The sequence below is a fragment of the Singulisphaera acidiphila DSM 18658 genome (assembly GCF_000242455.2).
GTDB lineage: Bacteria > Planctomycetota > Planctomycetia > Isosphaerales > Isosphaeraceae > Singulisphaera > Singulisphaera acidiphila.
On record NC_019892.1, the window covers coordinates 5,612,158 to 5,630,512 of the forward strand.

At 57.4% G+C, this 18,355-nt stretch carries 20 protein-coding genes; 11 read left to right on the top strand and 9 right to left on the bottom strand.

Translation table 11 applies throughout. The annotated features are described in order from the left end of the window. Window positions 1-87 precede the first annotated feature (87 nt). Window positions 88-288 carry a hypothetical protein gene (locus SINAC_RS22150; protein WP_015247820.1) on the top strand — a complete coding sequence of 67 codons (201 nt, stop codon included), beginning with the start codon at window positions 88-90 and terminating at the stop codon, window positions 286-288. A 292-nt stretch (window positions 289-580) separates the two neighbouring features. On the opposite strand, the gene SINAC_RS22155 is transcribed toward SINAC_RS22150, so the two are convergent. After that, a complete protein-coding gene (locus tag SINAC_RS22155) occupies window positions 581-976 on the bottom strand; it encodes a hypothetical protein (protein ID WP_237722844.1) in 396 nt (131 codons plus the stop codon). 302 nt (window positions 977-1,278) lie between these two features. On the opposite strand from SINAC_RS22155, the gene SINAC_RS22160 reads away from it, so the two are divergent. From SINAC_RS22160 to SINAC_RS22170, 3 genes are all read left to right on the top strand, one after another. After that, entirely contained in the window at window positions 1,279-1,551 is a 273-nt protein-coding gene (locus SINAC_RS22160) for a hypothetical protein (protein ID WP_015247822.1), read from the top strand. A 2-nt stretch (window positions 1,552-1,553) separates the two neighbouring features. Then, window positions 1,554-2,003: a type II toxin-antitoxin system VapC family toxin gene (locus SINAC_RS22165; RefSeq protein ID WP_015247823.1), complete on the top strand. Its 450-nt coding sequence runs from the start codon at window positions 1,554-1,556 to the stop codon at window positions 2,001-2,003. Window positions 2,004-2,512: 509 nt separating this feature from the next. Continuing rightward, the gene (locus SINAC_RS22170; RefSeq protein WP_015247824.1) at window positions 2,513-3,826 is read left to right on the top strand and encodes an MgtC/SapB family protein; all 1,314 of its coding nucleotides are present in this window, start codon (window positions 2,513-2,515) and stop codon (window positions 3,824-3,826) included. Between the two features lie 183 nt (window positions 3,827-4,009). On the opposite strand, the gene SINAC_RS22175 is transcribed toward SINAC_RS22170, so the two are convergent. The 3 genes from SINAC_RS22175 to SINAC_RS22180 all read right to left on the bottom strand — a co-directional run bounded on the left by SINAC_RS22175 (window position 4,010) and on the right by SINAC_RS22180 (window position 6,553). Then, a complete protein-coding gene (locus SINAC_RS22175; RefSeq protein ID WP_015247825.1) occupies window positions 4,010-4,480 on the bottom strand; it encodes a hypothetical protein in 471 nt (156 codons plus the stop codon). Between the two features lie 891 nt (window positions 4,481-5,371). After that, on the bottom strand, window positions 5,372-5,683 hold the full coding sequence (locus tag SINAC_RS40120; protein WP_015247827.1) for a hypothetical protein: 312 nt from the start codon (window positions 5,681-5,683) through the stop codon (window positions 5,372-5,374). 534 nt (window positions 5,684-6,217) lie between these two features. After that, the gene (locus tag SINAC_RS22180) at window positions 6,218-6,553 is read right to left on the bottom strand and encodes a hypothetical protein (RefSeq protein ID WP_015247829.1); all 336 of its coding nucleotides are present in this window, start codon (window positions 6,551-6,553) and stop codon (window positions 6,218-6,220) included. 136 nt (window positions 6,554-6,689) lie between these two features. Between SINAC_RS22180 and SINAC_RS22185 the strand changes: the two genes are divergently transcribed. From SINAC_RS22185 to SINAC_RS22200, 4 genes are all read left to right on the top strand, one after another. Next, window positions 6,690-6,932, top strand: coding sequence for a hypothetical protein (locus SINAC_RS22185; protein WP_015247830.1), 243 nt, complete (start codon window positions 6,690-6,692; stop codon window positions 6,930-6,932). A 79-nt stretch (window positions 6,933-7,011) separates the two neighbouring features. Then, window positions 7,012-8,049 (top strand): DUF1559 domain-containing protein, encoded by a 1,038-nt coding sequence (locus SINAC_RS22190; protein ID WP_015247831.1) that lies wholly within the window; start codon window positions 7,012-7,014, stop codon window positions 8,047-8,049. Between the two features lie 776 nt (window positions 8,050-8,825). Continuing rightward, window positions 8,826-9,878 carry a DUF1559 domain-containing protein gene (locus SINAC_RS22195; protein ID WP_015247832.1) on the top strand — a complete coding sequence of 351 codons (1,053 nt, stop codon included), beginning with the start codon at window positions 8,826-8,828 and terminating at the stop codon, window positions 9,876-9,878. 45 nt (window positions 9,879-9,923) lie between these two features. Next, window positions 9,924-10,343 carry a hypothetical protein gene (locus SINAC_RS22200; protein WP_015247833.1) on the top strand — a complete coding sequence of 140 codons (420 nt, stop codon included), beginning with the start codon at window positions 9,924-9,926 and terminating at the stop codon, window positions 10,341-10,343. Between the two features lie 269 nt (window positions 10,344-10,612). On the opposite strand, the gene SINAC_RS41960 is transcribed toward SINAC_RS22200, so the two are convergent. The 5 genes from SINAC_RS41960 to SINAC_RS22230 all read right to left on the bottom strand — a co-directional run bounded on the left by SINAC_RS41960 (window position 10,613) and on the right by SINAC_RS22230 (window position 16,152). Then, window positions 10,613-10,876: a transposase gene (locus SINAC_RS41960; RefSeq protein ID WP_052315660.1), complete on the bottom strand. Its 264-nt coding sequence runs from the start codon at window positions 10,874-10,876 to the stop codon at window positions 10,613-10,615. A gap of 215 nt (window positions 10,877-11,091) precedes the next feature. Then, window positions 11,092-12,900 (bottom strand): RNA-directed DNA polymerase, encoded by a 1,809-nt coding sequence (locus SINAC_RS22215; protein ID WP_015247834.1) that lies wholly within the window; start codon window positions 12,898-12,900, stop codon window positions 11,092-11,094. Beyond that, entirely contained in the window at window positions 12,897-13,811 is a 915-nt protein-coding gene (locus SINAC_RS22220) for a hypothetical protein (RefSeq protein ID WP_154673869.1), read from the bottom strand. The genes SINAC_RS22215 and SINAC_RS22220 overlap by 4 nt, the downstream gene beginning before the upstream one ends. A 1,451-nt stretch (window positions 13,812-15,262) precedes the next feature. Next, a complete protein-coding gene (locus tag SINAC_RS22225; RefSeq protein WP_015247836.1) occupies window positions 15,263-15,739 on the bottom strand; it encodes a hypothetical protein in 477 nt (158 codons plus the stop codon). After that, the gene (locus SINAC_RS22230) at window positions 15,736-16,152 is read right to left on the bottom strand and encodes an HK97-gp10 family putative phage morphogenesis protein (RefSeq protein ID WP_015247837.1); all 417 of its coding nucleotides are present in this window, start codon (window positions 16,150-16,152) and stop codon (window positions 15,736-15,738) included. Before SINAC_RS22230 ends, SINAC_RS22225 begins: the two co-directional genes overlap by 4 nt. A gap of 107 nt (window positions 16,153-16,259) precedes the next feature. Here SINAC_RS22230 and SINAC_RS22235 point away from each other — a divergent pair, with 107 nt between their 5' ends. The 3 genes from SINAC_RS22235 (at window position 16,260) to SINAC_RS22245 (ending at window position 18,335) form a co-directional block, all read left to right on the top strand. Continuing rightward, window positions 16,260-16,583 (top strand): hypothetical protein, encoded by a 324-nt coding sequence (locus tag SINAC_RS22235; RefSeq protein WP_015247838.1) that lies wholly within the window; start codon window positions 16,260-16,262, stop codon window positions 16,581-16,583. Beyond that, on the top strand, window positions 16,576-16,947 hold the full coding sequence (locus SINAC_RS22240) for an HNH endonuclease signature motif containing protein (RefSeq protein WP_015247839.1): 372 nt from the start codon (window positions 16,576-16,578) through the stop codon (window positions 16,945-16,947). Before SINAC_RS22235 ends, SINAC_RS22240 begins: the two co-directional genes overlap by 8 nt. A gap of 284 nt (window positions 16,948-17,231) precedes the next feature. Continuing rightward, window positions 17,232-18,335, top strand: coding sequence for a phage major capsid protein (locus tag SINAC_RS22245; protein ID WP_015247840.1), 1,104 nt, complete (start codon window positions 17,232-17,234; stop codon window positions 18,333-18,335). Window positions 18,336-18,355 lie beyond the last annotated feature (20 nt).

Here is an 18,355-nt window from a genome sequence, read left to right on the forward strand (position 1 = left end):
TCTCTAAGTTTGGCTTGCAAGGAATCCCGAATTCGTTATGTATAGCACGTGAGCGAACTCTTCTGATTAAGCGTGAGGGTAAGTGGCATGTACCGAGCGAATTGGCTGCTCCTCGGCCTGTCCCTCCTTGGTTCGATCGGGATGATTGCCTCGGCGAGCTCGCTGAAGGGCAACCCTCTCGGGGATTGGGTCGAATCCTTCCTGATCATCGCCGCGCTAACGGCCGCCATCTTTGCGGGCCAACTCCAACTCACCGGAACGACCGGTCGGTCGTTACCGGATTCTTAAAGCCGTTTTTCGTGGCGATTGCCCAGAGCAGGCAGGCGGAACCTTGGGAGCGGACTTCGGTTCATCCCCAACGGGGCGTCGTTCCCACCAAGTCAGGACCTCGCTACGTATTGCAGCCCCGGAAGGGCGACCGTCAGAGCCAGCCTCAGGCTCTTGCTTGACGGTCATCCTTCCGGGGCTGCAAAGAATCTTTACTTGAGTTTTTCTTGTTTTCAGAGGGCTCGCCTCGGGAGCCAGCCTGCCCAGCAGGACAATCTGGCCTCCAACTCGAAGTGAGAGCCTCTTGCTTGAATTAGGCCGTCACTCCTTCGCGTTCCAGCCGTTCCAGCTCGGCGTGGCTCCGGTCCATTCTGTCGAACGTGCCCTGGTCAAGGGATCGGGGATGGCTGAAGCGATCGCGCAGTTCGTTCGCGGCCACTTTGGACGCCTCTTTGATGTTGAGGCGGTTGTCCGGTGTCGCAAGGTTGGCTGCGACCGCCCCCAGTTCGGTTCCCCCGGAGCCACCCGGCCCGAGTGCGATCCCACTGAGCGTGCACATGCTCCGGAATTTATCTTCGCCCACGAGGTTGTGGATCGCAGCGAGCGACACCGCAAAATCCTGGCGATGTTTTAGATATTCTTTCTTTTTTCGACCACTGGCCTGATGCGAAGACTCTGTATGTTCAGCGGATCCTCCCGGATGGTCCATGTTCGGCATTCCCTGTCGTTTGGGCGTTTGAGGATGGTCCGTCACCTTGTCTCAGCGGCAAGGCTTCGATTTGGTTTGAGAGTGATGACGCGGTCAATTATAGGGGATTATTTCCCGTTGTCCCAGCCGACAATCCGTGCCCGAGCAAGGTCGACGGGATGGAAGGGAAGGCGGTCTCCCCGGCAACTCAAACGGTCAAAAGCCGCCGAAGCCAATCCCAGGCCGCTTTGGGGCAGAGCCACTCGACTTGCTGCCTATAATGCCGTAAACTGTCTCAAGGTAAGCCGTTTCGGAGCGATGGCATGACCCAGAGCGAATTCAATCATTTGCTGGACAGCATCAATGTGCTGTCGCCTGAGCAGATCCAACTGCTCCGCCGCGAGTTGGATAGCCGGCTCGCGGCTACGACACCAGCACCGGCAGGGCATGAAGAGCTGCAACAGCGGTTGCTTGCCGCCGGTTTGCTGAGTGAGATCAAGCCGCCGATCACGGATTTGACGGCGTACCGAAATCGCAGGGCGGTCCCGATCCAGGGCGAACCGTTATCGGAAACCGTCATTCGCGAGCGTCGTTAACGGTGCCGATCTATTTTCTGGACACCAGTGCCCTTGTCAAACGCTACGTCGATGAGGTCGGCACCGGCTGGGTGCAAGCTCTGACGCATCCTGGCGCCGGGCATACCCATTTCCTCGCCAGGATCACGCAGGCGGAAATGGTGTCGGCAGTGACACGTCGGGAGCGTGGCGGGCACATTGCCCCGGCGGATGCGGTGACGGCCCTGGCTGATTTTCAATTCGATTTTGCCCGGCAATATCTCGTCGTCGAGATTTCCGCAGGGCTGGTGGCCCATGCCACCTCGCTGGCGAGGCGGTATGCCTTGCGGGGCTACGATGCCGTGCAACTGGCCGCTGCCCTTGAAGTGCAGGACAACGCGTCCGGCCTGGTGCTACTTTCCGCCGATGGCGATCTCAACGCCGCTGCGATCGCCGAGGGGGTGGCGGTAGAGAATCCCAATTTTCATTCGTAGGGAAGTATGTGAACGAATGTAAATTGGAACGTCAGGTTGCTGCTCACTTGGATTCCTGGGGCCTTGATGACGCGGGCTGTTCGTCTTGGCAGCAGAGTAATTCCAAAAATGACCCGTTCAAGATTGTCGTCGGGTCTTTCAGAAATGATCGAATTTATGGAGATAGCATTTAGTGTTATTCCAAAGATCAGGTCAGAGACCCAGCGACCAGCACCGTTGCCGATACGAATGGCAATAGAATCGCCTAAGCCAGACGGGGCCATGAGGTTGCATTGAATTTTGCCCGTCCCCTTGCATGATCGCGCGTCTCCGCGAAAATAGACGATGATGATGGAGAGGTTGTTGATCGCGGGCCGCAGGATGGGTGGGCTTCTTGAGAAGGGAACCCTGACTTGCAGGGGCGGATCGATTCCTTACCCCTTGTGGTTTCGGCCGAGTCAGCCGCCGTCGAAGAGAAAGAACGAACCCCTCCCATGAGCCGGAGAGGCGGGACATCGGAGGAGGGGTGAATGGGTGATCACAGCGGCGTGGCGTCGGCACTGCAAACGGCGACTTCCTGGCCGTTTACTCTGGTTCTGAGCCGGCTCGGCCTGGCCGTCGCCATTGGTGTGTTCGTTGGTCTGGAGCGCGAACACAGCGGGAAGGCGGGGGTCCGGACGTTTTCGCTGACCGCCTTGCTCGGATGTTTGGCGGGGCTTTCGGGCGAACTCCTGACCATGACCGCGATGGGCTTCGTCGCAATCCTCGTCGTGCTCATGAACTGGCGGCGGATGGCGACGAGCGGCAAGCTGGCCATGACGACCTCGGTGGCCCTGATGGTCGTGGCCTTTTGCAGCGTTCTTTGTGGCCAGGGGCATGTCTTTACGCCGGTTGCCGGGGGTGTGACGACGGCGGCGCTGTTGGCATGGAAGGAGCCGATCTCGGGGTTCGTTCACATTCTCACCGTCAAGGAACTGCGGGCGGCCATCCTCCTGGCGATCCTCAGCTTCGTCATCCTCCCCGTCTTGCCGGCCCACCCGGTCGATCCCTGGGGTCTGGTCGAGCCCCAATCGAACTGGGCCAGCGTCGTCCTGATCGCGGCGATCGCGTTCGTCAACTACATCCTGCTGCGGATCCTCGGTCCCCGAGGGATGGAGATCACCGCCTTTTTCGGCGGGCTTGTCAATAGCCGGAAGGTGATTGTCGAGATGATCACCCGGCTGAAGGAGGGGGGGCCGGCCCTGCTCCCGGTCGCCTATCGCGGGATCATGCTGGCGACGGGGGCCATGGCCCTCCGCAATGGCGCGATCGTGGCCATCCTGGCGCCTCGGGCTGCGGCGCATTGCATCGCGTCGCTCGGGTTGATGCTGCTGGCGAGCGTTGCGTTACTGCGGCGATCGGTCGATCCGCCGGACTCGGGCCCGGTGGAACCGTTGGCCCTGGAGTCTCCGTTCAAGCTTTCGGCGGCCCTCACGTTCGGCCTCGTCTTCCTCGGCCTCAACGTCGTCGGTGCCCTGGCGCAGCGGACCTTCGGCCCGGCGAGCTTCTATTTCGTGAGCGCGGCCGGCGGCCTGCTCTCGAGCGCATCGTCGATCGCGTCGGCGGCCACGCTGATCGGCAAGAACGAAGTGCCGGTGGCGACGGGGGTGAATGGCGTCGTCCTGTCGAGCATCACGAGCATCCTGATCAATATTCCGCTCATCCGAAAGATGTCCGTGACCCCCTCGTTCCGGCACCAGACCACCCTGGCCCTGATCGTCGTGGCACTCGCCGGCCTGCTTGGCGTCGTGGTGAATGACGCGGTCTTCCCGCTGATTCCCAGGCTCCTCGCCAGGCGGTTTTAGGCGGCTGATCCCCCGAAGGAGCCGAAACGTACAGGTGCAAGGGCCTCGCGTCGATGAAACCGGTCTTGCCCTGCCACTGAGACGCGACCGTATTGCAAGCCGGTTGATTGGCTCTTGGGGAGCCTCGTTTTGCATGGGAGCCGGGCGATTAGGCAGCGGAGGCAGGTGCGTCGCCGGCCTGGATCAATAGGCGTCCGCATTGTTACGGTATTGCTCGAACAGGTCAAAGGCCTCTGCCTTGAGGCTCGCCTCGCCGGGCAAGACGGGCGTGGCAACCCAAGGTCGGTCGGCAGCATAAAGGCACTGACGCGACATCGAGTCAGCTCGCACAGCGATGGAGTCAAACTGGCGGACTAGCTTGGAGTGAACCTCCTCGCGTTTTTTGGTCAAGGTGGCTTCGTCGAGTCCTTTACCGTAGTACGTCGAGTGGCAGCACCCGCACCAGGCGGACCTTGAATGAGAACAGGATCGGAAGTTGGCCGCGTGTTCTCTCGCTCTGGTTCCGATGGCTGCGAGGATTCGTGCTCGTTTCCAGAGTTGTGCCCCTCGGCCAATGGACCGATTGAGGGTTGTCAAGGCTGCGAGTGACACGGCAAGCGTTGCGATCAAGATCATCAGCATCCGCATTGAGAGCCGCATGCGGGGAAGCTTCATGGCTTCGATACCCTCAGTTTAGGGATTCACAACTGCTGATTTGCCTGTTCGACGAGAATCGTTCGGGACGATGACATTCCGGACTTCAACATGCCTGTCGAGTCTCTCCAGGCGATCATGGCCCAACGCAAGGTATGAGGGGCAGCCTGAGTCACAAATTCCGTCTCGGGCGGCTTGGGACGAGAATCGAGGGATTGACGTTCGTGCTTGTCGTTCTGATGTGATGTCGTTAGTGTGTAGAGATTGGGAGATTCTTGTATCGGAATTATTTAACATTTGTGTGGTGCGTTTTTCATGGATAGCCCCTCCCAATCGATCACGTAGTACTTGCCGTATTCCCGTCGATATCTACGTAACGGTCGCATTTTTGTTATCATACCCTGACATGTCCCCTGGAAGTCATCCGCGAGTCTGAGAGTTCGCTCGCGGGTATTCACGTACTGCAAGGGGGTTGCCCATGCGACGGCCCTGGTTAAGGATCACCACGAGACGACTCATGTGTGCGATCGCCGTCGTCGCAATCGTTTTGGGGTGGTTGGTCACTCGGCCATATCCCACGATGGGGTTTTGGTCGGCAGCCTGTTATGTCGTATGGTCAGACGGATCGGTAACTCTGGAAAATGGCCCAAACACTCTGAATTTCCGAGGGAACAATTGGTTAGTGATTGTGGATTGGCCTGATGGGAGAACGCGTTACTACCTCGCCTTGCGATAATTCCGAAAGTATCCTGTTGAACTGCATGGCATGCGATCTTGCCAGGAGAAAGCAACGAAGCCGACAGAAACGGCCGTCGGCGATCCTGCTCATCCCGGCCTTCTTCTGCCGGGCTGTGTGGAGACTCCGTGGTCTGAACGAGCCGTGGGGGGGATCCCGAATCATACGGCTGTCCCTCACTCCGGCACGGGCGGGTCTGGGGCTATGGGTAGCCAGGGATAGTGGGAGGCTCGCTCGTACTTGGCACGCATGGCTGCGAAATATTTGGCTCTCTTCCGACAGGTCGTGGCCCCTGATGCGGTTCGACTTTGGGCGATACCATCGCGGTTCAGGTTTTCGTACAAACTAAATCGATACGCTTTGACTTCATATTGCTCGGCGAGATGGCGCGTTCGGCTCGGGTTGACGTACCAGCAAACGGCCGCCGATACCGCCACCAGTGCGATCATCCACCGTAGGGTAAAATTCCGTTTTGCAGGAATGCTCATGGTTCGTCCATAATGGGATTTGGTTTCGATGAGGATGCGGGTTTCCTTCGGTCCAGCAGGACGAAACAGCCCACTCCCAGGGCCCACACCGCTAAGGCTGCCAACCAAAGGTAATAGCCGATCCGTAATTCAAACCTGCCTTGCTCTTCCACCGCAAGTAAGGAGGCCACCGGCAAGAGATTGATGCAGGCCATGAGGAACGCCAGACGAGTTTGCTTTTTCCACAGCCGTCTCACTGAGAGGATCATTGCGGCCGTTGACGGCCAATTCAAGAAGCAATAACATGGCCCAAGCACGATAAACCAGCCCGGAAGCTCCGTTCCTCCCTCCAAGAAGCCGCCCCGTCCCCAGCAACCCGGAAGAAGGCACGCCGCCAGGTAGAGGCTGGCAACTGCACAGGTCAATGCGTACTTCGCTTGCCGCAAGTGGTCGTCCTTGACTTGGAGTCTTCAGGGTGCCTTAATAAAACAAAATGGCAATCATGATTTGAATTTTAAGGTTATATTTATTTTTTTATTTTTGGAGCATGGAATATTATTGAGAGTTCGTTGGCTTGTTCTTCGTGCGGTCAGCTTGAGACAGCTTTCGCCTGTATTTTGAGACAATTGCACCAACCGGCATGGAATTGGCGTCGTGGATCTCACGATCGAGCTTATCGAGCCGAGCCGTCACGATTGCGTGCGACTGGTTACTCACAACCACTTGGGAACGTTCGGCTTTGAGCATTCGGATCTTCGCGAGTCGGACTTCCTCAGCAGCCTGATTGACTTTTCCTGCGTTCTCGCCCCGATCGAGGCTGCGAAGCAGGTCGCTCTCTCTTTCGGTCAAGTGTGACCGTTTCTTACCATACCACGGCACATAGTTGGACATCGCGGTCCCGCTCCGCGAGAAATAGGAGAAATCGTTCTCTCACTCACTTTAGACATTCTCTCCACGCCACAAGTTCAGGGTCGCCCTGACTCTTGTAAAAGGTTTGGGTAAAGCCTATGATTTCAGGTTGTGTCAGGTGCTAACTGAGCGATGCGTACTCAGCCTCGATAACATGATCGCACACGGACTCAACCTCCTCGACGTTTGTCTCCAAGCGGCAAATGGCGGATTGCCCAACATTCAGGCCGGTGGCAACACCTTCGGGGAGCCGGGTGGTCTCGATCCCGGGTTAGCCCGCCGGCTGGAATGGCTGGTCCGCGAGTCCGCCGGACGTTGGGCATATGCCCGACACGTCAAAGACGGCCCGTCGTTCACGTAGAAATGCACGCAGCACCGAGCGGCGGACGCTCACGGCGAATTCCCGTTCATTTTGCCTTGATCCCACTCCCGGAGCCGCCATGAATCCTGCCCGAAGACATGGTTTCACGCTGATCGAACTTTTGGTCGTCATTGCCATCATCGCCGTGCTCATTGCCCTGCTGTTGCCAGCCGTCCAGGCGGCCAGGGAAGCCGCCAGGCGGATGCAATGCACCAACAATCTGAAACAACTTGGTCTCGGGCTGATGAATTACGAAACGGTCAACGGAGCATTCCCACCGAAATCAATCCAGACTGGCATCGGCACCGCCGTCCCGACGACCGCGTTCGATTGGGGCACTTCGGCCCGACTCCTGCCCTTTATGGAGCAGGGACCGTTGTTTAACAGTATCAATTTTAGTTTCAAGTATCTGGATGTTGCCGAATCCACTGTCGGCAGCATGTCCTTAAACGTCCTGCTCTGCCCAAGCGAGCCAAGACGCGAGCCGATCCTGTTTCGAGGTTATTACTACGGCGTGAACAGCTACGCCTGGTGCGTTGGCGATTGGTACGTTTATGGCGGCATGAGCGGCCCGCCGCCCCGGTGCGGCTTCGCCACCAACCTCAGCCGCCGGCTCGCCGACATCCTGGACGGCGCCAGCCAGACCGTATTCGCTTCCGAAGTGCGGACCTATCAGCCGCAATTACGGCACTGTTTCGGGGATGGTAGCGGCGGCACTTTCCCGACCTTGAACAATCCGGCAAGCACCCTCGACCTGGCCGCGTCGATTGCCCTCATCACATCCTCTTCGACCTTTGGCCAATGTCAGATGATCGCCGAGGGCCACACGCGATGGGTCAAAGGCGATAGCTACCACGGCGGGTTCACCACCGTTCTGCCGCCGAATACGCGCGCTCTCGGCCCCCAAAATCTCGACCTCGACCTCACATCCATCGACGAGGATGATGGCGGCCCGACCTATGCCGCCATCACCTCGCGGAGCTATCACCCGAGCGGAGTGAATGCCCTCTTTGGCGACGGCCGCGTTCAATTCATCAAGAACACGATCCATTTTCAGAGTTGGCGGTCGCTCGGAACCATCGGCGGCGGCGAGATCGTTAGCAGCGATGGTTATTAAATGAAGTTGTGGTATTGTTTGCAGCTTTCTGTGCTGGGCGGACGGCCCTTTTGATCGTCAGGACGCCTGTTGACTAAAATGAACAACGCGATTTCATGTTATAGGAATGTGTGGATGATTGTCGAGTAGTTGTGCGCGCGACCGTTGGTTTTAGCCCCAACGGGGTGGCAAAAGATAAATAGATGTTATATTTTATTGGATATGAATATCTGTGTGTTTTGCGTGAAAGGGCTGCCTAGCCTGAGCGCAAAGTCTGTGGCATCGGTCCCGTTGGCATGACCCTTAGGCCGCCCTTTCAGGGCTTCTGATCCTCGAGATCGATTCCTCTGGGCTGACTTGGGACGCCCCGTTGGGGCTGAATTCGAACAAATGATTCCAAGACGCGTTCAGAATAGGCGGCTCGGTTGCCATGATCGGTGCGCTATACGACTGTAAACTGCTGTAGGTGCCTCGCCACTCTTTTACAAGCCCTGTCGAGGCCGATCAAGTCGTTGGTGCCGTTGTCATCCGCGATTTGACCGGTCGCCAACCAGTCCTTGATCTTGCTCGGAGGACCAGTATCGCAAATTCTCGGGTAAATTGAGAAGTTCGAATTGCAGTACTCCTAAATTGTTAGAATGTGAAGATGCAAAATCGCAAAAAAACTTCATATGACGCCCACGGTTTCTTGGTAGGGGAATCTTAAAATTTGAGCCTGACCGCCTGCTTTCGGGCACTTCCCGCGAAGTCGCGCGACGTCCCGCGAGGAGTTATATTTGGCACAGCCCAGGATTAGCATGACCAAGCGCCGTCGCCACGGTTTCACTCTCATTGAGTTATTGGTCGTCATCGCCATCATTGCTGTTTTGATCGCACTCCTCTTGCCCGCCGTGCAGGCCGCACGCGAGGCGGCCAGGCGGATGCAGTGCGCCAACAACCTCAAGCAGATCAGCCTCTCGATCTATAACTTCGAGTCGACCAATGGCCAACTCCCGGATGCTTGGGGGCCAGCCCCTGACGACGGAGATCCCACCAAGACGGGCAATGCCGGTAATAGCCGGGCCAACGTTCAGGCCCTTATTCTGGGTTATCTGGAGCAAGCAAACCTCTTTAACGCGTTCAACTTCCGGCTGGATGTCAACAGCAAGGTCCAAAACAACACCGCTAGTTTTCAGCAGGTCTCGACGTATCTCTGCCCGTCGGACGCCTCGAGCGAGAGGTTGGGAGGGACCGGCAATAACAACTACTTCGCCAGTCTGGGCGGTACGGCCAGCCAGAGGATCGGTTCGGCGGCTGGCGAGGAACCCGATTCGGTGAGCCTGGGCCTCTTCAACGTTCGGGTCAACTCCGATGCGCCTCGGGGTAACCCCGACTGGCAGAAGGTCACGAGCCGGGTCCGCATCGCCGACATCATCGACGGCACGTCCAACACGGCCATGTTCGCTGAGATCAAGCGCTCGACGTTGCCTAGCGGGAGCGGGACCGGGCAGCCGGCGGATCATCCCAGCCGCGTTTTTTACTTCGGTACCGGTTTCGACAACTCCAAGCCGAAGCTGCCGGAGTGCAACACGGGGTCGAGCCTCGCCTATCGCGGTATGCAGTATTATCGCAACCTGCCGATCACTACCACGTATACGCACACCGTACCGCCCAACTACCGGGGCTTCGACTGCGGGTCGTCGAACTTCTTCGCCGCGCACATCGCGGCCCGTAGCTACCACCCCGGCGGGGTGAACGCGGTGTTCGCCGACGGGTCAGTCCACTTCATCAAAGACTCGATCAACCCCGGCGTCTGGCGGGCGATCGGCACGCGGGGCGGCGGCGAGGTTATTGGCGCTGACCAATATTGAAGGTGACAGACTTCCCCCTGGTGATCTCGCAGGAGCAGTCACTCCATGAATCGCGGCTTGAGATTTCTCGGCGTTGTCCTGGGGGTTTCGCTGGCCTACCAGGCCGGCTGCGGGGGGACGTCGACGCCGACTCCCCTCGTTGAGGTGCCCCCCGGTCAGGTCGAGCTGCAAGAGGTTGGGGAGATGTATCGCATCTTCATCGACGACAACAAGCGGCCCGCCCGCGCTAGTAAGGACCTGTTGAAATATGCGGCGGCCTTCACATTCGGCTCGATGGCCCTCCAAGAGAAGGAGGTGGTCGTCTTCTGGGGGGCCAGTCTCCAGCCTGATTCTACCACCGTGCTCGCTTACCAGAAGGCGGTGCCCGAATCGGGAGGGGTGGTCCTCCTCCAGGATGGCCAGACGGTCAAGTCGATGACGGCCCAGGAGTTCCAGTCTGCCCCCAAGGCTGGCTCGGTGCGTTAGCTTACCGCCATGCCTGGCGCCATGCAGAACGGATCCGGCCTTCGCATTCGCGGAATCGGTGCCGCCCCGCTTCAATTTGAGCCGCTCGGGGGTTATCAACGAAGTTGAGGACCGATTTGGCGAGCACGTTCTATTTTCAGGCCGAATCCAGCGAAACCGTTTTGCCGCCGTCTAACCCGCGACGCTGCCGTATGCCCTGCCCGCAAGCACCCTCACCCCTCACCCAGGAGAGGGGTTTTCTCCGCCTCGCTTGGGAGAGTCTCCTCAACTCAGACCTCTGGATTAAGGGACTCGACTGCGACAAGTGGGCGTACACACGCCGGAACACTTCCGCATACGGGCAACCGCTCGAGAACTTTCACCCACACCTTGCGAACCGCCACTCGGACCGACGCCCCGATCTTCAAGAGCTTCAGCCGGATCGTTTGGCACTGCGCCTCGGCCATCGCCGTACCCGCCAGGCCCAGTCGACGCAACGCCTCCAACAAGATATTGGCAATTAACGATAAGAAAAACCGAGTATGGTTGGCCACCCATCGTTTCGAGCGTTCAGAGTTTCTTGCCTCGACGGATATCGTGCAACGGGAGGCGCGATCGAGTCAACGACGAGTTGGAGCAGAGAACAGGGACTCTCCGACCCTTCTAAGCTCTATGATCGGACCAACGATCAGATCACCCTCGACGAAGTCGAGCGGATTGCGATCTAACCTTTTCAATCACATCACCCACCAGCCAACGACACAATCGCTCAATACTCCCCTTCGATCTCAAAAAGCGAACCGTCATCGGAATTTTCGCCTAAGCTCAATGCAGGAAGAAAAATGTCCTCGTCCTTGTCAAATCGCGTGCGTAGCAATTCGCCAATATCTAACGCTGGAGCCAAAAACAGGCTTTCTAACTCGTCTATAAAAGACATATCGTCATGCGATCGTTCCTGTGGTGAGATGCCAGCCGCCAATTTCAACGCTGTCCTAGTATAATCATTTTTTCTGTATTTGAACTGTTCGATCCAATCCATCGAAGGCTTGCAAAGTCCGTAGAGCGAAAGCATGATCACAGCATCCCTATGTTTCCACAGCGGCATTGCCGCCCAATCAATTTGCGGCAGATCGAGTTGCGTTTCAGACCACAACTGAGCGAATGCCGCTACTGCGGGGCCTGGAAACTGGGATAGCTCCGTCACATCGCCAGAAATCATCGCATCATATAGTGCACGCGTTGATGCCAGTTCGTCGATTTTTGGAAGGAGCATCGCGTACTGATTTAATGATTCGCGGGGCAACAAATACAGAAGCCGGTTGAAGGTAAAACGCCATGTTTGTACCGCCCAGCGTCTCTTCATGCCTCCAAGTGGTAGGCCGTCCTCAGCTAATTCTTTCGCTTTGTTCTTATACTTTTGCCTGAGATACTGTGCGTGTCGCAAGAGTTCTTCTGGGTTAAGTTGTCCGCTAACCGTAGCGATACCGAATAACCTGGCAATTCTTTTAGCTAAGCGGCGAAATGGACGATAGGAGGCGTTTGCCTTGACCTTAGTGAATGGAATCGCGAATTTTTCATGCTTGAACATTTCCTCGACTTGCTCAAACTCCTCTGGATTATGTGCGAGATATTGAGTTAGCTGTTTTACCAACTCTCCCAACGTGTAATCCGTTCTTTTCAATTCCGTTTCTTTGACATGTGTAGTCCATGCATGTGCTTCATGTGCATCGGTTTTGCCGTGGTTTACTTTCAACTTATCCCGTTCTGCCGTCTTTTCAAAGAATTGCTTAGCATGCTCAACGTCTTCTCGTTCAACCACCAACGCGACGTCATCGACGTACCGGAAATACCGACCCGGAAACTTCTTATCCATCGCATCGTCCACGTCCTCCATATAGATGGATGCGATTACGTGCGACATGGGTGGCCCTATCGGCAATCCACCCTTTTTTCTCTTTCTACAGATTCCCTGGGCACTTTGAAGAACCGCGTCCTTTTCGTAATCGGTGATCGCTGATTGGTTAACTCGCGATTCAAACCGCTGGTAAGCCAATTCTGTGTCGAGATTCGGATAAAACCCTTTCAAATCCAGTACAATCACATACGGATTTCGTAATTGCTCCGCCGCCTTGGCAATCGCTCGTTCCCGAGCATGGTAGCCTTCCATGAAGTGACGGAAAATCTGATGCCCATTAGGTTTAGGCCAAAGGTAACTGAAGACGCAAGGCCCGGGCTGAAAAACCTCCTCTTGGCTGATTCGCCACAACGCCCATACTTCCTGTAGCAGAGTCGTCGGGCTTCCGACGAGGCAGATGCGAAATTCTGGCTTGCCGGCTGCATCCAACCCTTTGAACAGGGAATGTTGCCAATAAGCAGGGCTTCTGCCCGTCTTCACTCGCCGATTCACGTAACCGACGGTCCATCGGTTAAGGATATAAGGATGAATTCGTTCAGCTAATATCCGGGCACCTGCATACGCTAGAGGATGCTCTCGCCTTAAGTAGTTGAGCACGCGTATGTGGATCAGCTTGCCAAGATCTTCGTTCCAATTTTTCAGCTCTTGCTTATCAGGTTTCATTGCGGCCTTGTGTAATGAAGGACTGATGATCTAATTGCAAACTCCTGTTCGTTTAGCGAATGCCACCATTTGGCCTCACTAAATGGTGGCTCGTGATCTTCATCGTGATTGATTCGGAAGAGCGACCGGATGATTGCTGACAAGTTTTTGAGAAACGTTTTTCCGCCAGGGTCGCCAGGCTCAACCCAAAGCATTGTCGCATTTTTACTTGCAGTTCTTACAGAAATGTGACGCCATGATTCTTTAAATTTGTCGAACATTAGATTGCCGGCACCGCTGAAATTTGTCACAAGGACCAAGGATTCGTTGACTTCATCCACCGTTCGTAGCCACTCTTCGCAAAGATCGTGTGTGCTAAGGAGATCCGCCGCGTCCCATTCCCTCGTCGTCAATTCCAGGGCGATTGCCGTTGTTTTTAACGCGGTTCGCACGTGCTCCAACTGATCTCGGTAGATTTCGATTGCGTGAGGCGATACGTCAGCCGCGAGAATTTTGACGTGAATCGGCAGCGTCGGCAAAATCCCCGCAAGTCGTAGCTCATGTACCACGGACAGCACCCCCAAAGCCCCGGCACCTGTACCGCATGGGATATCAAGCATCGATATTTTGTGAGATGAGAATGTTTCCAGTAAATCACTCGGGATCTTACCAAATGCGGATTTCGTATCTAGTATGACATTCTGGACTCTTACCACTGACGCAAAAAAGCGTAATGCAAAGTGTGCATTTGTGTCCTCTAGCGACGCGCCACCAAACACATGTTTCTTTGCGTTGGATTTTGCAAGATCGATTAGATTTCTTGCGGTAAGCTCCTGCTCATAAGCCGCTTGCAGGTGCCTGGCGACGTGGTATCGCTCATTTTTCCAAAGTGTGGGCGGTAAGACAGCAGGTGGAAGGTAGGGCATGGTCAACAGGTTTTCGCACGAAGTATGGGCAGCGATTGTTCTCCAGGAAACAGTATATCTTGTTTCTGGCTAGGAAGATAAATTATCTGGACTAGGTGTGGGTACCGCCATTTGTGTCAGTCTGACAGACACGCGATTTTATTGCAAGCATGCGTGGGGCGATGAAGCAGTTCCGTAAACTCCGTACGCTCTCCGGCCTCAGCGTTCGCGAAATGATCGAGGAAGGCCGATCGAGATCTAAATCCAGCAGAGAGGGTCCGCGTTCTCGAAGATGGCCGATCCAGGCAAGGCCCAATGGATTCGTGGGTTCAATGCGTGCTGGTATTGATGATGCTAACCACCCACTCGGTTTTAAGTCCCGCAGCGAGGATTGAGAAGCAAGGAAGAAGTGAAAACTGAGAGAGTCGTATCACGCAGTCATGCAAAATCTGTTGCGTTAGCTCAGGAGAATTGACTCGATCTCACTCCGATTGAGACCTGTGTGCGCCGTGATAAGGCACAGCGTCCCAGTGGGTGCAAGTCCCACCCGGCCAAGTTTGATCGCTCCAGCCGGAAGCTATCGGAGCGGCGGTGGAGGTAACGAAGCCGTCGGAGCCTTCGAGACACACGTGCCGTTTAGCGGTGCGGCGAGTTGGCAGGCCGTAACGCGAGTGAACACTGAGCAGGCCTCGAAAGTTCTAATGTGGGAGCCGCCCCGCCATAGATTCGGGGAAGGCCGCCGTCGCTGGTGAAAACCGAGGGGTTGAGAGTCCCTCATTCCGAACGATCTGATCCAGCGGTCGCACCGGGGTAATGGTGACGGCATGTCGACACACGGGAAGCTGCTGCAACACGGGAAACCCCATCGGTGGGAAGAAAGATCCCAACCGGACGCCCGCGAGGGAGAGGCTGGGCCGCATGGGGTGGCGGACAGGCTCGTAGTACCTGGGAAGCCGGGTAACTCCGGTGGAGGAAAGGGGCCTGGGTTCAAGAAGGAGGCTCGCCGGGGAAAAGGACGGGGAGAGTGGTGCGAACCTTACAACCTCCTCCTTGTGGTTCCTGATTCGAAGGCGGCATCCCACGCGGGTCAAACGGTCATCCGTATGGCTCATGTGCTTTCTTGTCCGAGAGCCGGATGCGGGAAAACCGCCTGTCCGGTTCGATGAGCGGGGAGTGGAAACGGAGCGTCAGCCACCGCGTCACTCCTCAACTCTACTCGGACGATTTTTCTTCTCACTTATTGAGCCGCTGACTCGCTCTAAAGCCTTTAGGAAAAGTGATTTAAGTGTATTAATGAAAAAAGCCCATCTCAAGATGAGATGGGCTTCAAGAGTGCCTCCCGTAGGACTCGAACCTACAACCCGCTGATTAAGAGTCGGTGTATGATTTGATGTAAGTTGTAATGCCATAGGGCTTAGACTTACGTCGACTAATTATGTGGCTGAGGGCGCTAATGGGGCAGGGTTTGAAAACGCTGCTCACCCCGCCTTCCGACGCCTCTTCGCCTTGGCCTTCTTCGCCCTGGGAGGGGGCTTGATCCGCTTGTCCTTCACGACGGTCCGGCCGAACAGGAGCAACGGCTTGGCATCCTCTCCAAGGATGAGCACGTCGAGCGGCCCCAGGTCCCGGGACGGCAACTCCTCCATCCAAGGCCAACGCATCTCGTGGCGGTGCCTCGGTACTCGAACGAACCTGGGGGCATTCCAGGGTTGCGACCAGCGCGGCACCTCGTTGGGCCCATGCTCGATGATGACGACCTCGAGCACCGTCGCGCCCCAGGGGGTCAATGTCCACACGAGGTCTGCGGCCGAACCCCACGGTTCCACCAGGCCGAGGGCTTGCAGGCCGGCCAGTGTTTCGGGCGTGTGGCCGAGCAACTTGAGGTCGGCGATCGGGGACCAGGCGAGCGGCGCGGCCACGATCGCTTCGAGCGCGGCGAGTTCGGGGTCTGTCACGCCTTGGCCTCCCGCTCGATGCCCTTGGCCACCAGGTCCATGATCGTCGCCACGGCCTCGGGCGCCTTGGCCCTGAACGCGTTCTCCATGAAGTGCTGGCCCTCCATGTTCTTCGTCCCGAACTCCTGGAAGCCGCCGTAGAAGGTCGCTCCCTTGAAGTTGTGGTCACCGATCCGGACATCGAGCGAGATCACCCCGCGCTTCCGTTTCGTCGCGGCCCTGATCTTGATCGCGGCCGCCATCAGACCCGTCTTGCGCGGAGCGTCTGTCTTGGCCGTGTCCCTGATCGGCACCAGCCCCTTGCGGAGCGCCTGGCGGATCACCTTTTTCGCCAGCTTGTCCGGGAGCTCTCGGAAGGCCCGTTGGATCTCCTTGATGCCGGAGACCTTGAACTTGATCGTGTTCTTACCCATGCAATTCAAGCCTCTCGCGCAACGGCTTACTCGCCCTTGTCTATTCTACCAGGGTAGAATGGCAATGTGTTCAGTCGTACCATTTGCTCCCGACTAGGGATGAACCCATGACAGCGCAGACCGAGGAGACTCCCGAGGACGAACAGACCGCCGCCGGCTTCATGTCCTTGATCGCCCACGACTGCGACGCGCCCGAGGCCGAGAGGGACACCATCGAGTTCGAAGACATGGTTGGTGGCATCCGGACGATCGGTCGGGCCGCCCACGTCGAGGATGGCGAGTTGATGGGGCCGACGATTGAGTTGGTGTTCTCCGGGGCCGAGACCCGGCGGCATGTCCAGGTCTTGCTTGACGCCCGCGCCGCCCTCGAGCTGGTGGGCCGTTTGGCTTATGCCGCGGGGAAGGCGATCGAGGGGAGCGACCATGCCTAAGAAGATCCCCACGTTCCGCCCCGCCTGGATGCTCAAACCCGAGGTCAAGAAGAAGGTGGACCAGGCCCGGTATGACCGACGGCCCGACCGTCGGGAGGACAACGCGTTCTACACGGGCTCACCCTGGAGGAAGCTCAAGACATCAAAGCTCAGGCAAGATCCGCTCTGCCAGCGCTGCAGCACGCCAGAGCGACCGGTCGCCGCGACCATCGTCCACCACATCAAGGAACGGAAAGACTTCCCTGACCTCGAGCTCGATTGGGACAACCTCGAGAGCGTCTGTGCGTCCTGCCATAGCACCCACCACGGGTACGGAAACAAGGGACGAGCCGAGCGAGCGGGCGCGTCTGACGGCACCTCCTGACCCACCCTCGCCCTCCTGACACCCAGGGGGGGAGGTCATTTGCTAGGACCCGCGCCCATCCCACCGCAGCGGGCATCGCGCGCGTTTTTTGACGAAATTCGGGACCTTTTTCCTGGCACATTGATGCGATTGATGCGTCGTCGATTTTGTGCAATCAAAAATAATTCTTTGATTGGGCAAAATTAGCCTTTTCGAATCGAGTTGCCACGCGTACACTTGGATAGTCAGGGGTGGCCTGTGATGACCTCCCCATGGTTTGATCCAAAGCGCGGATGGCCTATCCCATGACGCCTCGACTGTTCACTTACTCACGGCCCGATCAGTCAGAAGAGCGCTCGCTCCCGCACCACGAGCCTTCTCAACGCGGGAAATACTCCCTCGCGAGGGCGCTTCGCGAGGCGAGAAACCACACGAACGGGGTCATCACAGGCCTCGAACGCGAGGTCTCCGACGAGATTGCCCGGCGGACCGGCAGGAATGTTCGGGGCTTCCTCGTGCCCTGGGACGTCGAGGTCCGGGCACTCTCGACCACGACAGGCGCCGGGGGGATCCCCACGATCCTCTCCGGGGCGATGATTGACGTGCTCCGGGCCAAGATGATTTGCGGGATGCTCGGCGCCCAGGTCCTCCCCGATCTGACCGGGGGGAAGTTTGCTATCCCCAAGAAGACGGCCACCGTCTCCCTTGGCTGGCTACCCGAGGGCGGGGACGCTCCCACCGACGAACCCGTGGTTGACTCACAGGTCCTCTTCACCCCGCACACGACGGGCGCCTATGTCGACGTGACGCGCAAGGCGATCGACTCTATTCCCAACATCGACGAAGTCATCATCGGGGACCTCCTCTCGGCGATCGCGGTCGAAGTCGATCGAGGGGCGCTGAATGGCCTCGGGAATAACAACCAACCCCTCGGGCTGGCTCAGAATCCTGGCGTGGCTGAGGTCTCATTCGGCGCGAACGGGGGAGCTCCAACCCTGGCTCTGCTCGCCGCGATGGAGCAAACCGTAGGCAACGCCAACGCCGACATCGGCAAGCTCGCGTTTGCAACAACGCCAAACGGTCGCCTCAAACTCAGGACGACGGAGAAGGTGGCGACGTCCGGGAAGATGCTCTGGACCGATTCCAACACCGTCCTCGGCTATCCGGCCGTGGCTTCGAACCAGCTCCCGAGCAACTTGACCCACGGGTTGGGGACTGGTCTTTCCCCGATCATCTTCGGCAACTGGTCGGATCTGGTCATCGGCCTGTGGGGGCCGGTCGACATCCTCGTGAACCCCTACAGGTTCTCGACCACCGGCTTCACCCGGTACCGGGGCCTGCAAGACGTCGACGTCATGCTTCGTCACAACGAGTCGTTCGCCATGGCTCCGGACATGGTCACGACCTGACCCCACTCGATCGCCCACGA

What these genes read in the sequence shown, in the direction of transcription:
- SINAC_RS22150 (WP_015247820.1), top strand. Translation starts at nt 88, where the DNA reads ATGTACCGAGCGAATTGGCTGCTCCTCGGCCTGTCCCTCCTTGGTTCG.
- SINAC_RS22155 (WP_237722844.1), bottom strand. Translation starts at nt 976, where the DNA reads ATGGACCATCCGGGAGGATCCGCTGAACATACAGAGTCTTCGCATCAG.
- SINAC_RS22160 (WP_015247822.1), top strand. Translation starts at nt 1,279, where the DNA reads ATGACCCAGAGCGAATTCAATCATTTGCTGGACAGCATCAATGTGCTG.
- SINAC_RS22170 (WP_015247824.1), top strand. Translation starts at nt 2,513, where the DNA reads ATGGGTGATCACAGCGGCGTGGCGTCGGCACTGCAAACGGCGACTTCC.
- SINAC_RS22175 (WP_015247825.1), bottom strand. Translation starts at nt 4,480, where the DNA reads ATGAAGCTTCCCCGCATGCGGCTCTCAATGCGGATGCTGATGATCTTG.
- SINAC_RS40120 (WP_015247827.1), bottom strand. Translation starts at nt 5,683, where the DNA reads ATGAGCATTCCTGCAAAACGGAATTTTACCCTACGGTGGATGATCGCA.
- SINAC_RS22180 (WP_015247829.1), bottom strand. Translation starts at nt 6,553, where the DNA reads ATGTCCAACTATGTGCCGTGGTATGGTAAGAAACGGTCACACTTGACC.
- SINAC_RS22190 (WP_015247831.1), top strand. Translation starts at nt 7,012, where the DNA reads ATGAATCCTGCCCGAAGACATGGTTTCACGCTGATCGAACTTTTGGTC.
- SINAC_RS22195 (WP_015247832.1), top strand. Translation starts at nt 8,826, where the DNA reads ATGACCAAGCGCCGTCGCCACGGTTTCACTCTCATTGAGTTATTGGTC.
- SINAC_RS22200 (WP_015247833.1), top strand. Translation starts at nt 9,924, where the DNA reads ATGAATCGCGGCTTGAGATTTCTCGGCGTTGTCCTGGGGGTTTCGCTG.
- SINAC_RS22215 (WP_015247834.1), bottom strand. Translation starts at nt 12,900, where the DNA reads ATGAAACCTGATAAGCAAGAGCTGAAAAATTGGAACGAAGATCTTGGC.
- SINAC_RS22230 (WP_015247837.1), bottom strand. Translation starts at nt 16,152, where the DNA reads ATGGGTAAGAACACGATCAAGTTCAAGGTCTCCGGCATCAAGGAGATC.
- SINAC_RS22235 (WP_015247838.1), top strand. Translation starts at nt 16,260, where the DNA reads ATGACAGCGCAGACCGAGGAGACTCCCGAGGACGAACAGACCGCCGCC.
- SINAC_RS22240 (WP_015247839.1), top strand. Translation starts at nt 16,576, where the DNA reads ATGCCTAAGAAGATCCCCACGTTCCGCCCCGCCTGGATGCTCAAACCC.
- SINAC_RS22245 (WP_015247840.1), top strand. Translation starts at nt 17,232, where the DNA reads ATGACGCCTCGACTGTTCACTTACTCACGGCCCGATCAGTCAGAAGAG.